At 59.9% G+C, this 16113-nt stretch carries 12 protein-coding genes; 6 read left to right on the top strand and 6 right to left on the bottom strand.

Going from position 1 to position 16113, the window contains the following annotated elements; translation table 11 throughout:
* The first annotated feature begins 302 nt into the window (after positions 1-302).
* A complete protein-coding gene (gene bglX, locus R84865_RS11655) occupies positions 303-2537 on the top strand; it encodes a beta-glucosidase BglX (protein WP_435639764.1) in 2235 nt (744 codons plus the stop codon).
* A gap of 75 nt (positions 2538-2612) precedes the next feature.
* Here the strand turns inward: bglX and R84865_RS11650 are convergent, their stop codons facing one another.
* The 6 genes from R84865_RS11650 to hemC form a co-directional block, all read right to left on the bottom strand.
* Positions 2613-4052, bottom strand: coding sequence for an MFS transporter (locus tag R84865_RS11650; protein WP_435633130.1), 1440 nt, complete (start codon positions 4050-4052; stop codon positions 2613-2615).
* Between the two features lie 342 nt (positions 4053-4394).
* Entirely contained in the window at positions 4395-5594 is a 1200-nt protein-coding gene (locus R84865_RS11645; RefSeq protein WP_435633131.1) for a pyridoxal phosphate-dependent aminotransferase, read from the bottom strand.
* A gap of 351 nt (positions 5595-5945) precedes the next feature.
* On the bottom strand, positions 5946-7205 hold the full coding sequence (locus tag R84865_RS11640; protein WP_435633132.1) for a heme biosynthesis HemY N-terminal domain-containing protein: 1260 nt from the start codon (positions 7203-7205) through the stop codon (positions 5946-5948).
* A gap of 3 nt (positions 7206-7208) precedes the next feature.
* Complete coding sequence (locus R84865_RS11635) at positions 7209-8687, bottom strand: uroporphyrinogen-III C-methyltransferase (protein ID WP_435639763.1); 1479 nt, start codon at positions 8685-8687, stop codon at positions 7209-7211.
* A gap of 31 nt (positions 8688-8718) precedes the next feature.
* Positions 8719-9513, bottom strand: a complete 795-nt coding sequence (locus tag R84865_RS11630; protein WP_435633134.1) for a uroporphyrinogen-III synthase — start codon at positions 9511-9513, stop codon at positions 8719-8721.
* A 12-nt stretch (positions 9514-9525) separates the two neighbouring features.
* Positions 9526-10470 (bottom strand): hydroxymethylbilane synthase, encoded by a 945-nt coding sequence (hemC, locus tag R84865_RS11625; RefSeq protein ID WP_435639762.1) that lies wholly within the window; start codon positions 10468-10470, stop codon positions 9526-9528.
* A 342-nt stretch (positions 10471-10812) separates the two neighbouring features.
* On the opposite strand from hemC, the gene argH reads away from it, so the two are divergent.
* From argH to R84865_RS11600, 5 genes are read left to right on the top strand one after another with little or no spacing between them, the layout of a single operon-like run.
* Entirely contained in the window at positions 10813-12264 is a 1452-nt protein-coding gene (argH, locus tag R84865_RS11620) for an argininosuccinate lyase (protein WP_435639761.1), read from the top strand.
* Positions 12261-13142, top strand: a complete 882-nt coding sequence (gene lptM, locus R84865_RS11615) for an LPS translocon maturation chaperone LptM (RefSeq protein WP_435639760.1) — start codon at positions 12261-12263, stop codon at positions 13140-13142. Before argH ends, lptM begins: the two co-directional genes overlap by 4 nt.
* Complete coding sequence (gene lysA / locus R84865_RS11610) at positions 13142-14428, top strand: diaminopimelate decarboxylase (RefSeq protein ID WP_435639759.1); 1287 nt, start codon at positions 13142-13144, stop codon at positions 14426-14428. The genes lptM and lysA overlap by 1 nt, the downstream gene beginning before the upstream one ends.
* Positions 14429-14431: 3 nt before the next feature.
* Entirely contained in the window at positions 14432-15283 is an 852-nt protein-coding gene (gene dapF, locus R84865_RS11605) for a diaminopimelate epimerase (protein ID WP_435639758.1), read from the top strand.
* The gene (locus tag R84865_RS11600) at positions 15280-16032 is read left to right on the top strand and encodes a DUF484 family protein (protein WP_435637975.1); all 753 of its coding nucleotides are present in this window, start codon (positions 15280-15282) and stop codon (positions 16030-16032) included. Before dapF ends, R84865_RS11600 begins: the two co-directional genes overlap by 4 nt.
* Positions 16033-16113: the final 81 nt, after the last annotated feature.

The raw sequence follows: 16113 nt of genomic DNA, 5'->3' as shown, positions 1-16113 counted from the left end.
GCAGGCGGCAGGCGGCAGGCGGCAGGCGGCAGGCGGCAGGCGGCAGGCGGCAGGCGGCAGGCGGCAGGCGGCAGGCGGCAGGCGGCAGGCGGCAGGCGGCAGGCGGCAGGCAATATCGTAGCTCCTTTGGCACCGTTTTAGACAACCAGATTCGCTCGATCATTACTGGGCATATTGCTGTCCAACGCGCACAACGAACACACCGCTTTACATGGCTTGCAGACACAAAGCCCTCGCGCGCTGCCAAGCCGGCTCTGCTACCGCTCTTTGCGGACATCGTATTCACTGCATAGGCGCTATCAATGGCTTCTCCTTCCGCTACTCCCGCTCGCTTTTTCAATCTCGACGAACGCGACTACGCTGCGGCTGAACAGCGCTGCCGTGCGCTGCTGGCACGCATGACGCTGGCCGAAAAAGTCGGCCAGATGTCGCAATTCACCAGCGACCGCGATACCACGGGGCCTTCCATCCGCGAAGGCTATCAAGACGATATTCGCGAGGGGCGTGTCGGCTCAATCTTCAACGCCTTCGATGCCGACTTCACGCGTCAGTTACAGTCCCTTGCGGTAAACGAAAGCCGCTTGGGCATTCCGCTGTTGTTTGGCTATGACGTGGTGCACGGCTTTCGCACCATCTTCCCGATTCCCCTAGCGATGGCGTCGAGCTGGCATCCTGAGGGCGTAGAAGCAGCGGCGCGGGTCGCTGCCACAGAAGCGGCCGCCGCTGGTATTCATTGGGCCTTTGCGCCGATGGTGGATGTCTCCCGCGATGCGCGCTGGGGGCGTGTGATGGAAGGTGCTGGCGAAGATCCGCTGCTAAGCAGTCGCATGGCCAGCGCTCAGGTGCGCGGCTATCAGGGCCACGATCCCAGGGCGCTCGACAGCGTGGCAGCGTGCGTCAAGCACTACGCCGGCTATGGCGCGGCGGAAGCCGGGCGCGATTACAACAGCGTCGAACTCTCCGAGCGTGTCATGCGCAGCGTGCACCTACCGCCCCATCAGGCCGCGGTGAACGCTGGGGTGGCGTCGGTAATGACATCGTTCAACACCGTCGATGGTGTGCCTGCCAGCTGCAATGCCCTGCTGCTGCGCCAGATTCTGCGCGACGAGTGGCAGTTCCGCGGTCTTGTCGTGACCGACTACACCGCCATTATGGAGCTGCTTGAGCACGGCGTGGCCGCCGACCCGCGCGATGCCGCCCGTCTAGCGGTAAACGCGGGTGTCGACATGGATATGCAAGACGGCTATTTCCTCGACCATCTAGCCGAATTGGTAGAAGCCGATGACGTTAGCGCGGCACGTATCGATGAAGCCACGCTGCGCGTTCTGATGCTGAAGGATGTGCTGGGGCTGTTCGAGGACCCCTACCGCTATTGCGATGAAGCACGCGAAGCGGCCGCGCTGCTGGCCCCCGCGCATCGCCGCAAGGCACGCGAAATGGCGCAGCAATCGATGGTGCTGCTTGAAAACAACGATCTGCTGCCGCTTTCCCCCGCTCCCCAGCGCCTTGCCGTGATAGGCGAATTGGCCGACAGCCGTGCCGATCTGCTTGGCCCGTGGCATGGCAATGGGCAGGCACAGGATGCCCGTACCCTTCTTGCAGCGCTACAAGATCGCCTGAGCGGTGCTAAGGTTTGCTATCACGCAGGCGTGCCGATCGATATCGACGACACCGCGTCGCGACAGCGTGAAATAGCGGAGGCTGTGACCACGGCGCAGCAGGCTGACGTCGCGGTAGTGGTCGTTGGCGAGAAAGAACCCATGAGCGGTGAAGCGGCCAGTCGCACCGATTTAGGCCTACCGGGGCAGCAGTTGGCATTGGCCCTGGCGATTCTCGCCAGCGGCACGCCCACGGTGGTGGTAACGCTAAGCGGCCGCCCGTTAGTGCTCAGCGAGCTTACCGCCGCTCTGACCGGTCAATCGGCAGCGCTGCTGCACGGCTGGTGGCCTGGCAGTGAGGGCGCCGAGGCACTGGTGGATCTGCTGCTCGGCGACGTTTCTCCCTGTGCGCGATTACCGATGAGCTTCCCGCGCAACGAAGGCCAGCTGCCGCTCTACTACGGGCAATTGCCCACCGGTCGACCGGTGTTTAGAGAGAATCCCGATCCACGCTATTCGTCGAAATATATCGATAGCCCCAATACGCCGCTCTATCCCTTCGGCTACGGCTTGAGCTATACCCACGTCGATTACGCAACGCCGCAGCTTGATAAGCCAACGCTTACTGGCCCTGACGATCAGCTGACCCTGAGTATCGAGCTAACCAATACCGGCGAGCGCGACGGTGTGGAAGTGGTCCAGCTCTACCTGCGCGATCCGGTTGCGAGCATCAGCCGCCCGATACGCGAACTGATCGATTTTCAACGAATCGAGATTGCCGCCGGTGCGCGTGAGCGCATCAGCTTCGTTATCCGCGCCGAGCAACTAGGATTCATCGGCAGCGATCTTCGCTGGCGCTGTGAAGCAGGCCGCTTCGAGCTGCATATTGGCGCCCACGTAGAAGATACCCAAACGCTTACGTTTGACTATCAGCCCTAGCGCATCGTCTGCAATACAAAACGGGAAGCCGCAAGGCTTCCCGTTTTAGTGAGTACGGCGAAAAAAGTCGCTCGGCTAGCGCTCGTCGTCGCCCTTATCGTCATGCTCTTCGCTATTGTGTCGAGGCTCACCACTGCCCTGGTCGGGCGATGACGCATCGTCGTCGATGGTGTCAGCGTTAGCGGCAATCTGCGGCCCTCGCAGCATCGCGATCAGCGTTTTCGGATCGAAGGTCATGTCAGCCGGTGCCGATTGCTCCAGATCGCTGGGATGCTCACCCTTGTGGGCATTGCGCACGACGCCGTTATCGACCGCAATCGGTATATCAGCCGGCGGCGGAGCTGGCGCTTCTTCAGCAGGCGCGATATCGGTCACATCGGCGAACAGGCGGCGCGATGCCAGCGCTACCACAAACAGAATTGCCATGATGGCAAGGCTCGCCAAGGGCAGGAAGTCTTCCCGCACGCCAACGCTAATGACTACACCGCCCAGCCATGCCCCCAGCGCGTTACCCAGATTGAACGCGCTCTGGTTCAGCGTGGAGGCCAGGTTAGGCGCATCAGCGGCACGATCCACCACCAGCAGCTGAAACAGCGGATTCGGCGAGAAGGTAATCGCGCCCCACAGAATAACCGCCGGCACCATGGTCCATATCGAGTGCAGGCAGAACGTCAGCACCAGCAGCACGATAAAGTTAGCGATCATCAGCTTGATTAGCGTGGGCACCAGCGGATGCGACCCCAGCTTGCCACCCAGCCAACTGCCGATGGTCATTCCCACCCCATACAGCAGGAACATCAGCGTGATACCCACGCCATGCACGCCGGTAAACTTCTCAAGAATCGGCGTGAAGTAGGCCAGCGTGATAAACATCGCCGTGGACGCGAGCACGCTCATGCCAAGCCCAATGCTTACCTGCGGCTGCTTGAGCACCACAAATTCCGACAGCATCGAGCCTTTTGATAGCGGCAAACGCGAAGGCATCCAGCGCCACAGTCCTACCAGCGCGACCACGCCCAGCAGCGCCACGCCCCAGAACGCCATGCGCCAGCCCAGTGCCTGACCAATGGCGGTACCCATCGGCACGCCCAGCACGTTGGCAATGGTCAGCCCGGCAAACACCATCGCAATGGCCTGCCCGCGCTTTTCAGGCGGCACCATACCAGCGGCCGTCACCGACGCAATGCCGAAGAAGGCACCATGGGAAAGTGCGGTAATCACGCGCGCAATCATCAGTTGGGTATAGCTTTCTGAGATGGCACAAGCGATGTTGCCGATCAGGAAGATCGACATCAGCAGAATCAGCGTCCGTTTGCGCTGCCAGCGCGAAGTAATCAGCGCCAGAATCGGACCGCCCACTACCACGCCCATGGCATACCCTGAGATCAGCATGCCTGCTGCGGGAACACTGACTGACAGGTTATTCGCTACGTCGGTCAGTAGCCCCATAATGACCAGTTCGGTCGTGCCAATCCCAAACGCGGCCATTGCCAGCGCCAAAAGCGGCAAGGACATCGCAAGCTCCTCAACATTGTTATGCACGGGCTATCTTGAGCGCGCAAACGTCCAAAACAGCAGCGTTTGTTGTGACCTGATGGAATCGTCGGCCACGCTCTGCAACACAGCACACAGCTCGCAGCGACATGCCCTGCAAGCGCACACCGTCGCCGGCCGTATGCCAACCAGGCTCTTTATTGTCTGAAATGCACACTGCGTCGTGCTAAACCGCCAACACAGCGCTGAACAGCCGTTCAGCAGATAACGCGAGTATAGTCATCGCGATATGCACGCTAAAACATATGCGCATTATTTTCTACGTTCGATGTATCGATCCACGCCATCGTCACCTGGATGTCATCACGACAGCGATGCACAAAAACGCTGAATGCGCTCGCAAGCATGGCGCAGATCGTCCTCTGAGGCGGCGTAGGAGACGCGAAAGTTGGGCGACAATCCAAAGGCACCGCCATGCACCAGCGCGACACCTTCCTGCTCAAGCAGTGCACGGGTGAAATCTTCGTCCGTCTCGATGCGCTGCCCTTGCGCCGTTGTACGGCCTATCAGCGCCGCACAGCTGGGATAGGCGTAGAAGGCGCCCTCGGGTACCTGACACTCGATACCTTCCGCATCGTTTAGCATGCTGACCACCAACTCGCGCCGCTGCTGGAATATCTGCTGCCATTCGCCAATAAATTGCTGCGGTCCGTTCAGCGCTTCAACCGCCGCCCACTGCGCAATGGTATTCACACCTGAGGTAACCTGCCCCTGAATCTTGTCCATCGCTTTGATCAGCGCTTCAGGGCCGGCCGCGAACCCGACGCGCCAGCCGGTCATGGCATAGGCCTTCGACAGCCCATTGACCACCAGCACGCGCTCTCTCAAGCGTGGCTCGACCTCGACAGGCGTGGCAAACCGTGTGTCGCCGTATACCAGGTGCTCGTAGATATCGTCGCTGATAATGCCGACCTGCGGATGTGCTAGCAGCACGTCGGTCAGCGCCTTGATTTCCTCACGTGAATACACCGCGCCGGAAGGATTACAGGGCGAATTGAACATCAGCCACTTGGTGTTGGGCGTGATGGCGGCCTCGAGCTGCTCACCGGTAAGCTTGAAGCCATTCTCGGCGCTGCTTTTGACGATGACCGGCGTGCCACCGCACAAATTCACCATCTCGGGATACGACACCCAGTAAGGTGCCGGAATGATGACTTCATCGCCTTCATCCACGGTGGCAAGCAGCGCATTCACAATCACTTGCTTGCCGCCGTTCGATACCATCACCTCGCGAGTGCTGTAGTCCAAATGGTTATCGCGTTTGAACTTGGCAACAATGGCTTCACGCAATTCGGCAATTCCCGACACTGGCGGATACTTGGTCTTGCCTTCCGCCATCGCGCGTTCGGCCGCCTGTTTGATGTGATCAGGCGTATCGAAATCAGGCTCTCCCGCCGACAGCGCGATAATGTCGCGCCCTTCCGCCCTAAGCTCGCGGGCGCGCTGGCTAGCGGCAATACTGGCGGATGGTTTGATGCGCGATAACGCTTTAGAAAAACGCATGTATAGAGCCTCTTGCTGGCGAGAAGAAGAAAGACGCAGCCGCGCCCAGCCTGTAAATTGCGCGGAACTGGCTATTCTCACGCGATAAACCAATCACCCTCGAAATGACGATGACCATCCGGCACCGCAGTGCAGCAACGTGACTATTTGCCGGAGCACCCACCATTATCCAGAGAACAACGCAGCGACGCGAGCCAAACGGCAATGATGGCGTGCAGCCAACGGTGCCTTGCGAAATGGCCTCCGCGTTGGCGCTAACGCGCAGAGCTTAGGGAACACGCCGTCATACTGGCCGCAGCCATAAAAAAGCCGCTTCCGATGGAAGCGGCTTGTTCACTTTGCACCCGCTGATCAGCGCGCCTGCGAAGGCTGCGGCAGCTCAGGCAGCGCGCGATCAAGCAGCTCGGCACTACGCTTGTAGAACAGCTGGCTTTTGTTGGTTTCGCCCATGCTGGCATACAAGCGTGCCAACTCGGCGCTGGCAGTACCACTAGGACGCTGGGTATTACTGCTCTCGAAATACTGCTGAGCCTTGCCCCAGTAATTGTTGCGCAGCGATAAGCGCCCCAGCGTTAGCTGCAAGTCGGCATCGTTGGGATGCTGTGACAGCCACTGCTCGGCGTGCTTGAGCTGCTTCTGCGCATTGACATCGAGCAGCCCGTAGCGCAGCACCAGCCCAGCATGCCAATGATGGTCGAGCGTCTTGCGCAACAGCTGCTCCGCTTGTTCGGCGCGCTCGTTGTGCTCCAGCGCGGACGAGTACAGCAGCAGCATATCGGGATCGCTGCGCAGATAGTCCGGCATATCACGCCAAAGCTCTTCGACACGCTCGAGCTCCGACACGGTGCGATTGCTGATACTGCTGATCTCGGTACTGGCACCGAATGCCGGCGCTTGCTTGAACAGCTCGCGGTAGACGGTTTTCTCAAGCTCGAGCGTTTCCTGCTCATCGATCAGCGCGAAGCGCTTGAGGCGCGGCAGAATGGTACGAACCCCTTCCCAATCGCGCACATCGACGTAGCCACGCTTGAGCAGTCGAAGTACCTGCGGATGATCCGGCGTTTCTTTCTCTAGCCGCGACAGCACCGCCAGAGCCTGCTCACGCTTGCCACGATCCAGCAGCAGCTGAGCTTCAATCAGACCAATGGCACTATCGGCGCCGTCGGTGCTTACGCGGGCATCGCGCAGCAGCTCATCGGCTTGATCGAAGCGCCCCTGATAGTGCGCTGCAATGGCAGCGGACAGGTAGTTCACCAGCGGCACTGAAGAATCGTCAGCCGCCCGCGTCAGCACCTTCTCTGCATGACGCCAGCGCCCTTCGGCTAGCTCTACCAGCCCGCTAACGGTTCTTTTTAGCGCCTGGCGATGGCGAGTGCGGCGGTTCCACGACTTGATGCGCTGAAACGGCCTGCGCATGCTCCACAGCAATCGCAGCAGGAAGTAGAGCACCAGCGTCGCCACGATGATGATCACCAGACCAAACCAGAACGAGGTTTGGATCGAGGTGTCGCCGACGCGCACCAGCCAATAGCCGGGCACCGAGATCATCAATTGACCGAACAGCGCACCAACCGCCAGTGCGATGACAATAAAGAGGATCAGTTTGCGCATGGATCACTCCCCCTGTTCAGCGTCGGCCGCAGAGCTTCGACGAGAGAGGGTTTCCCGCAGTTGCTCAAGCGAACCGCTGATATCAGGAATGTCGGGGCGAACCTGCACCTCAGAAAGCTCTTTCAGGTGTTGCAGCGCTTTCTGCACACCGCTGTCGTCGCTGCGATAGTACTTGTCGACCAGCGAGGCGGCCTGCTCAAGACTGCTCTTGAAGATTTTCGGATCCTGACGCAATAGCGCCAACTGCGCCTGCTCAAGCTGCAACCGAACGTTCTCGCGCAGATAGCCTTCCTGCTGGGGCGTAATCAGCGCTTCAAGCGGCTGGTCGTGATGACGTACGGTCACCAGATCCTTCAGCTGATCGCCAAGGCGACCCAACTGCTGACGCCAGTTACCCGAGAATTCGTCGCTGCTTTCAGCCTTGGCCTTGAGCGCTTCGGTGTCCTGCGCCAGCGGCAGCTTATCGAACTGCTGCTGCGCGGATGCCAACTGCAGGTAGATGCCCTCGCGATCAACGTTAGCCACGCTGTCCAATTCGCTCAGCTCATCGCTGATGGCGCGGCGCACCGGAACAAACGCCGGATTGCCCGTCGAAGCCAAACGTTCGTCAGCAGTATGCAGCAGCTTCTGAGCGCCATCGATGTCGCGCTCAAGCCCCAGACGCTGATTGGCAATACGCAGCAGGTATTCCACTTCTGCGTAAGTCCACTCGCGAGAATCAGTTTGCTGATGACGATTCAGCTCATCCAGCACGTGCTTGATGGTCTGTTCGTTCTCACCCAGGCGCTGATCCAGCGAGTCGGTGCTCTGCTGGCTATCGCTCAAGGCTTGCTGAATACGCTGCTGACCTTCGCCACTTAGCGACTTGACCTGCTGAGACAGCTGATCGACGCGATCGTGCTGATCGTTGATGCGCTGCAAGTTCCAGCCGAGGCCAACCAACACTAGCACCAGCAATACCGCCAGCAGCACAATCAGCCATTGCGGTGTACCGCCTCTCTTCTTCGGCGGTTGAGCGCCGCCGCCGCGCTTGTCGGCGCCACCGCTGGATGTCTTGGTGCTGCTATTACTCGACGCGGAAGTCGACGTGCTTTTGGACGCCGATGCGTTATCACTCTTGGATGCAGCGGCAGCAGCAGCTCCGGCAGGCGTAGAAGCGGCACCCTTGGACGTAGCAGCATCGGCCCCTTTCGCGGTGGAGGCGCTGCTTGCGCTTGAGGTTGTCGATGTAGACGGCGCGGGCTTGTCTGCTTTGACGCTGTCCTTGCTATCGTCAGCCGTTGCTGCCGAAGACGCAGAGGTACTGTCGCGCCCGCCTTTGGCGCCTTTTTCTGAATCACCGGTAGAAGATGACTTCACGTGACTTTGATCGTGCGCATCTTTTGGCTCAGAGGAACTGTTATCCGCATTCGCCGATGTTTCGGCTGATGAGGAGGGAAGCTCAACCCCGGAACCCTTATTATGCTCTTCTTTTTTACTCATAAGTCGCTTGCCTTCTCCCGAAACCAAGGTGTCAGGGCGTCCTGTGCCCACCATGCATATTACTGTTATTTATTACGCTGGCGCAGCACTGCGCCAAAGAAACCGGGGTCGCGTCCTGCGCGCGCAAAACCCGCTGAAATCCTGCGGCAATGGCTTTATTCATTAGTCTTTCGCTCGACACCACTACAGCTTGCCCGAACGATTTGGTACTACACCATTGCACTATATGATCAAGCTGTTCGTTGCTGGTAATCACCAGCGCCAGATAATCGCCACCGCTCAGCACCTGCTGTAACTCAGCGGATGGCGCATCGAGCAGTCGCCGGTAAAGTGGCAACTCTATCAGGTGCGCACCACGCTCGCGTAAGGTGGTGCTAATCAAGCGCCTTCCCCCTTCACCGCGTGCCAACACAATACGCTTATCCCGTATTTCGCGCAGCGCGTCCAACGCTAGCACGCCCTCGCTGGCAGCCTTGGCACTGGCTTGAGGCGCTAGAACGCGCTCAACGGGCTGCGCAAACGCCTGCGCCAACGTTTGCTGGGTGCTGGCCCCGGTGGCAATCAATGTCGCCGATGCGCCCCACTCGGGCAGCGGCGCCAGCCAGCGACGCAGACACTCAACGGTAAACGGACTCACGCAGAGTAACGCATCTACCGGCATCATATATAGTGCCTGACGCTGCGCGCGATCAATCGGCAGTGGCTCGAGCCGCATGATATTCAGATCGCAAGGAAGCAGGCCATAGCGCTCCAATGCCCGTTGCAACGCCTGCTGGCGGGCACCGGGGCGCGCAATCAGCACTCGCTTCGGCACGCCGGCGTGCATTGCTGCGCTCCCTTACTGGTCTTCACTATAGACGCTGGCAAGGATTTCGCCCGCGCCTTGCGCCAATAAACCTTCCGCCACCTGAACGCCCAGCGCTTGCGGGTTACTGGCAGGGCCGCGCGCTTCCTGACGCAGCACCGTTGCACCGTCGGGCGACCCTACCAGCGCCCGCAGCCACAGCGTACTGCCGCCATCCTCGAGCACCGCATAACCGCCGATGGGCACCTGACAGCCGCCTTCCAGGCGCGTGTTCATGGCACGCTCCGCGCGCACGCAGGCATCTGAAGTGAAATCGATCAAGGGCTTGATCATTGCCAGCACGCGATCGTCGTCTTGACGACACTCGATACCCAGCGCGCCCTGTCCGCAGGCAGGCAGCATTAATTCAGGGGCAACACGTTCGGCAATACGCTCGGCCATGCCCAGGCGGGTTAGCCCAGAGGTGGCCAGCACAATGGCATCGAAATGGCCGCTATCAAGCTTGCCCAGGCGTGTTTGAACGCTGCCCCGCAAGCTGCTGATAATCAGGTCGGGACGCAGCTCAAGCAACTGCAGTTGGCGGCGCAAGCTGGAGGTGCCTACATGAGCTCCACGCGGCAGCTCGGCCAGCGAGTTGAAATGATTGGAAACAAAAGCATCGGTGGGCGATGCGCGCTCAAGAATGGCCTCGAGCCCCAGCCCCTCGGGAAAGTGCATGGGCACATCTTTCATTGAGTGAACCGCCAGATCGGCGCGCCCATCCAATAGCGCTTGCTCCAGCTCTTTAACGAAGAGCCCTTTGCCCCCCACCTTCGCCAGCGGCGCATCGAGAATACGATCACCCCGTGTCGTCATCGACACGAGCTCCACGGTCACACCGTGCAACGCTTCCAAACGCGCTTTGACGTGCTCAGCCTGCCACATGGCCAGCGGGCTGCGTCGCGTTGCAATACGTAACACGTCTCGGCTTCCAGACACGGTAAATCCACCCTTGTTAGCACTCGGAGTACCCCTACCGAGCCTTTCTGTTGAGCATAATAGAAGGGATTATATCATTGTTGACAGCAGCTTCCGACGCATCAACTGATTGGGAAGGCTTATCGTGTCGATCAGAGCGCCACAGCGGCCCTTGCTTCTCGAGATAGCGAGGAATGTGCCATCAAGCAACGCCCGCTTTGCGCATCCCAACGGCGACACGGCAATGGCGCTGCGAGTCTGGTACACTCGCGACAAACTGGTGTTTCAACGCATGCGTTAACATCCATTCATCAGCCACCATTCGGCACATTCGACGCGTTTATTCAGGGGCCCAATTAACAGATGTCATCACCCGATACCTCTAATAACAGCTCTGCCACTACCACCAACCAATCGTGGGGTGGACGCTTTAGTGAGCCTACCGATGCTTTTGTAGCGGCCTTCACCGCTTCGATCGATTTCGACAAGCGGCTCTATCAGCAGGACATTCGCGGCTCGATTGCTCACGCCACCATGCTCAACCGCGTTGGCGTGCTGACCGATGCAGAAAAGAGCGCCATTATCGATGGCCTCGAAGCGATTCGGGAAGATATTGGGCGCGGAAACATCGAATGGTCGGTAGCGCTTGAAGATATCCACATGAACGTTGAAGCGCGCCTGATTGAACGCATCGGTAATGTCGGCAAGAAGCTGCACACCGGACGTTCACGCAACGATCAGATTGCCACCGACATCCGTCTGTACGTGCGCGACGAGATCGATGTCATTAATGCTGAGCTCACGCGGCTTCGGCAGGGGCTGGTTGAGCTAGCCTATCAGGAAGCCGACACCATCATGCCTGGCTTCACTCACCTTCAGGCAGCGCAGCCGGTCACCTTTGGCCATCATCTATTAGCGTGGCAGGAGATGGTCGCGCGCGATCAGGAGCGTCTGGCCGACTGCCGCAAACGCGTCAACGTGCTTCCGCTTGGCGCCGCCGCACTGGCGGGCACTACTTACCCGATCGACCGCCATCTGGTGGCTGAGCTGCTGGAATTCGAACGTCCTACCGAAAACTCGCTTGATTCGGTCAGCGACCGCGATTTCGCGATCGAATTTACCGCCTTCGCCAGCCTGTTGGGCATGCATTTATCACGCATGAGCGAGGAACTGGTGCTGTGGGCCAGTTCGCAGTTCGATTTCGTCGAGTTGCCCGACCGTTTCTGCACCGGCTCTTCGATTATGCCGCAGAAGAAAAACCCCGACGTGCCTGAACTGGTGCGTGGCAAGACCGGCCGCGTCTATGGTCACCTGATGAGCCTGCTAACGCTGATGAAATCGCAGCCGTTGGCCTACAACAAGGACAATCAGGAAGACAAGGAACCGCTGTTCGATACCATTGATACCGTAAAGGGCTGCCTGCGCGCCTTCGCCGATATGGTGCCGGCCATTGAGGCCAAGCGCGACAACATGTTTGAGGCTGCACGCCGTGGCTACTCCACCGCTACCGATCTAGCGGATTATCTGGTATGCAAAGGCGTTGCTTTCCGCGACGCCCATGAAATCGTCGGTAAATCGGTTGCCTATGGCATCGAGCAGCAGCGCGATCTGTCGGAGCTGCGCCTCGATGAACTTCAGCAGTTTTCCGATGTAATTGAGCAGGACGTCTTCGATGTGCTTAGCCTTGAAGGCTCAGTCGCTGCACGAAACCATATTGGCGGCACGGCACCCGATCAGGTGCGTGCAGCGGTCCAGCGTGCCCGCGACGCCTTGAAAACCCTTCAGTCTGCCCATCGCACGGAGACTTCTGCATGAGCGCCCGCAACACTCGACTCGCCGCCGCCGCATTACTCACCCTGCTGGCAGGCTGTGGCCAAACCGGCCCGCTGTATATGCCCGACGATCAAGCGGCCCGCGAGCGCTACGATCCAGGCAATGCGTATGGTTTGGACGACAAGGACAACCAGCAGCAGAATGCTGAGTCCTCGCCTTCCGACGACCAGTCGCAACCGCAGCAGTCCAGTGCGGAACAGCCCCAATCATCCAGTGCGGAACAGCCGCGCCCCAGCGATGAGAGCGACAGCGGCCCCACGCCGATTGGCTCGCCTGCCAGCGATAATGGCAGCAGCTCAAGCGCTGCACTGCCCGACGATGACGGCAACAGTGACACCGCTGGAGCAGCGCCGCCGATTACGCCGGAGCCCGACGACGAACAGTCCAGCGACGACAACTCAGCGCCCGAGCAGTCGCTGGGGGCAGACAAATCGCTAAAAAATCTAACGCCGGAACAGCGCCAGGCCCTCAACCAGTCTGCCGACGAGCAGCAGCACGAAGCTGATGCCGCCGCTACTGCAAACGCGCACTCCAACACTGCCGCCGCGCCTGCTGCAGCAAGCGGTGCGGCAGCAGCGGGTGGCGCAGCGGCGAGCGCTGCAAGCGAGGAGAAACCTCAAACCACGCCAGCGCAGCCCAAACCGCGCCCGGCCCAGCCTGCTGCACAGCCACAGCCTGCCGCCCAGCCCGATGCCAGCGAATCAGCCGCGCCAGCACCGCAGCCTGCGCCGGCTCAACCAGCCACCAACCGCGGTGGCGCGCGCTGGAACAACGTGCAGTTTACGCCGTATCGCGCCAACACTGGCGGTACCGCACCGACCGCGCCTGCTTCACCCGATAACGCCGCAGGAAGTGATTAATGCAGCCGTTTTTTACTCGCCGTGATGGCGTTCTGCATGCCGAGGACGTACCGCTGACTGACGCAGCGGCGCGCTTCGGCACGCCCTGCTACGTCTATTCCAAGGCGGCGTTCAGCAGCCATTTCCTGGCCTATCAAGACGCGCTGGCGGATCACCCGCACTTGGTGTGCTTCGCGCTGAAGAGCAACTCGAATCTCGCGGTCATCGACCTGCTGTCCAGGCTGGGCGCAGGCTTCGATATCGTATCGGGAGGCGAGCTCGAGCGCGTACTGGCAGCGGGCGGTGATCCTGCCAAGGTGGTCTTTTCTGGCGTTGCCAAGAGCGAAGCCGAACTGGTTCGCGCGCTGCAGGTAGGCATCAAATGCTTCAACGTCGAATCACTGGCAGAGCTGGCAGCGCTTGATCGCATTGCCGGATCGCTAGGCGTACAGGCCCCTGTTTCGATTCGCGTCAATCCGGATGTCGATGCGGGTACCCATCCCTACATCTCCACTGGGCTGAAGGAAAACAAGTTCGGCATTGCCATCGATGAGGCATTGGAAGCCTACTTATGGGCCAACAGCGCCGAGCACCTGAACATTGTCGGCGTCGATTGCCACATCGGCTCTCAGCTCACCGATATCGCGCCCTTCCTCGATGCGTTGGATCGCGTGGTCGCGTTGATCGACCAACTAGGCGAGCATGGCATTACGCTTCATCACCTCGATTTAGGCGGCGGCCTGGGCGTCGATTACCAGGGTGAAACACCGCCTTCACCGCAGCACTATATTGCTGCCGTACGCCAGCATTTAGCGCAGTATCCCAAGGCGGCGACGCTTGAGCTGATTGTCGAACCGGGGCGCTCGATTGCGGCGAATGCGGGGGTGCTGCTGACGCGCGTGGAATTCCTCAAGCCTACCGAAGACAAGCATTTCGCGCTGGTGGATGCCGCCATGAACGATCTGATTCGCCCTTCGCTGTACGGCGCCTGGATGCGAATTGAGCGAGTCGATGAGCGCGATAACGGCGAGCCACGTCAGCACGCTAGCTACGATATTGTTGGCCCAGTGTGCGAATCCGGCGACTTCCTCGGCAAGGATCGTGAGCTTGCGCTGGCGGCGCAGGACTTGCTGGCGGTCGGCTCAGCGGGGGCTTACTCCTTCACCATGGCGTCGAACTACAACACGCGCCCACGCCCGCCAGAAATCATGGTCGACGGCGATCGCCTGCATGTGATCCGCGAGCGCGAGCCGCTTGCCCAGCTGTGGGCCGGTGAACACTTGCTCCCTGACGGAGAGGCCCAATAACTTATGCAGCTCCGCTTCAGCAAAATGCACGGTCTTGGCAACGACTTTATGGTGATCGATCTGGTTACTCAGCGCGCGCGCTTGAGTCATGAGCAGATTCGCCAGCTCGCCAATCGTCATGAAGGCGTTGGCTTCGATCAACTGCTGCTGGTCGAGCCCCCCACCAAGCCCGATATGGATTTTCGCTACCGCATTTTTAACGCTGACGGCGGCGAAGTGGAAAACTGCGGTAACGGCGCGCGCTGCTTCGCCCGCTTTGTGCGCGATCAGCAGCTTATCGCCAAACACGACATTCACGTTGAAACGGGCGCGGGGCCATTAGCGCTGCATATCGCTGACGACGGCAATATTAGGGTCGATATGGGCGAGCCGATTCTCGACGCATCGCGGGTGCCGTTTAATAGCACCAGCGGTGAGCGCCAACCGCTGCATCAGCTGCATCTCGAGGCACTGCCCGAAGCGCTCGCCAATGTTGAATTTGGCGTCGTCTCGATGGGTAATCCGCACGCGGTGCTGCAAGTAAAAGACGTCGATAGCGCAGCGGTGGAGCAGATTGGGCCAGCGCTGGAGCGGCACCCCAGCTTCCCTCAGCGGGTCAATGTTGGGTTCATGCAAGTCAACAACCGTACTCACATTCGCTTGCGCGTCTTTGAGCGCGGCGTGGGCGAAACCCAGGCCTGTGGTACTGGCGCCTGCGCCGCAGTGGTGTCTGGCATTCAGCGCGGGCTGCTCGACCAGCGCGTTAAGGTCGAACTACGCGGCGGCCCTCTGCGTATCGAATGGGCCGGCGAGGGACACCACCTGTACATGACAGGCCCGGCTGTCACTGTCTTCGAAGGTAAGCTTGAGCTATGAGCCAATCAGATTCTTCCTCCGCATTGAACGAAGAAAATATCGCCGCATGGCTGTTGGCGAATCCCGAGTTTTTTGTCGGTCGCGACGAACTGCTAGAGAAGCTCAAGGTGCCGCATCCCGACGCTAGCCGAGGCGCAGTGTCGCTGTTGGAGCGACAGCTGGCGGTCGCGCGTCAACGCTGTACCAGTGTCGAGGAGCGTCTGCGCGGACTGCTCAGCGCGGCGCGTGATACCGAAGCGCAATATCGTCAGCTGCGCCAACTGATACTCGCACTGTTAGAAGGCGAGCACAGCGAGGATGCGCTGCTGCAAACGCTGGCCGACCAGCTATCAGAGCGCTTCGATATAGCCGGTCTAGCGCTATGGCGCACCTTCGAAGAAGACGCCCAGCCGCAGCCTCCCCAGTACCGGCTCGACGAACCGCGCACCAATTTACTGTCGCGTTTGCTGGAAGGACGCCACTGCCGCTGCAAACCGCTTAGCCAAGCACATTGGGCCAGCCTGCTGCCGACCATCGAAGCGCCTTCCCAGCACCAGGGATCAGCCGCGATCACGCGACTCGCTATCGGTCATCACAGCGGCTATCTGGTGCTGGCGTCCTCGCAGCCCGAGCGCTTCAGCGCCACCCAAGATACACTGTTCATCGATTATCTAGGCGAAGTTGTCGGTCGCTTGCTGCATGCCATTCAGCGCACCCAGCACCGCACTTCTCCCGCGGCCGTTAGCTCCGGCACCTCGATTGAGCAATAGCCAGGGCTGTAGCCCCCGTTAGCACAGCGGCCAGGGCTAAGCTCGCAGCTTCCGCCCGTTGCTAAGCGCCCACAGCGATAG

It is taken from the genome of Carnimonas bestiolae, from assembly GCF_051251145.1.
Classification (GTDB): Bacteria; Pseudomonadota; Gammaproteobacteria; order Pseudomonadales; family Halomonadaceae; genus Carnimonas; species Carnimonas bestiolae.
This window is presented reverse-complemented; position numbering and strand designations above follow the sequence as displayed.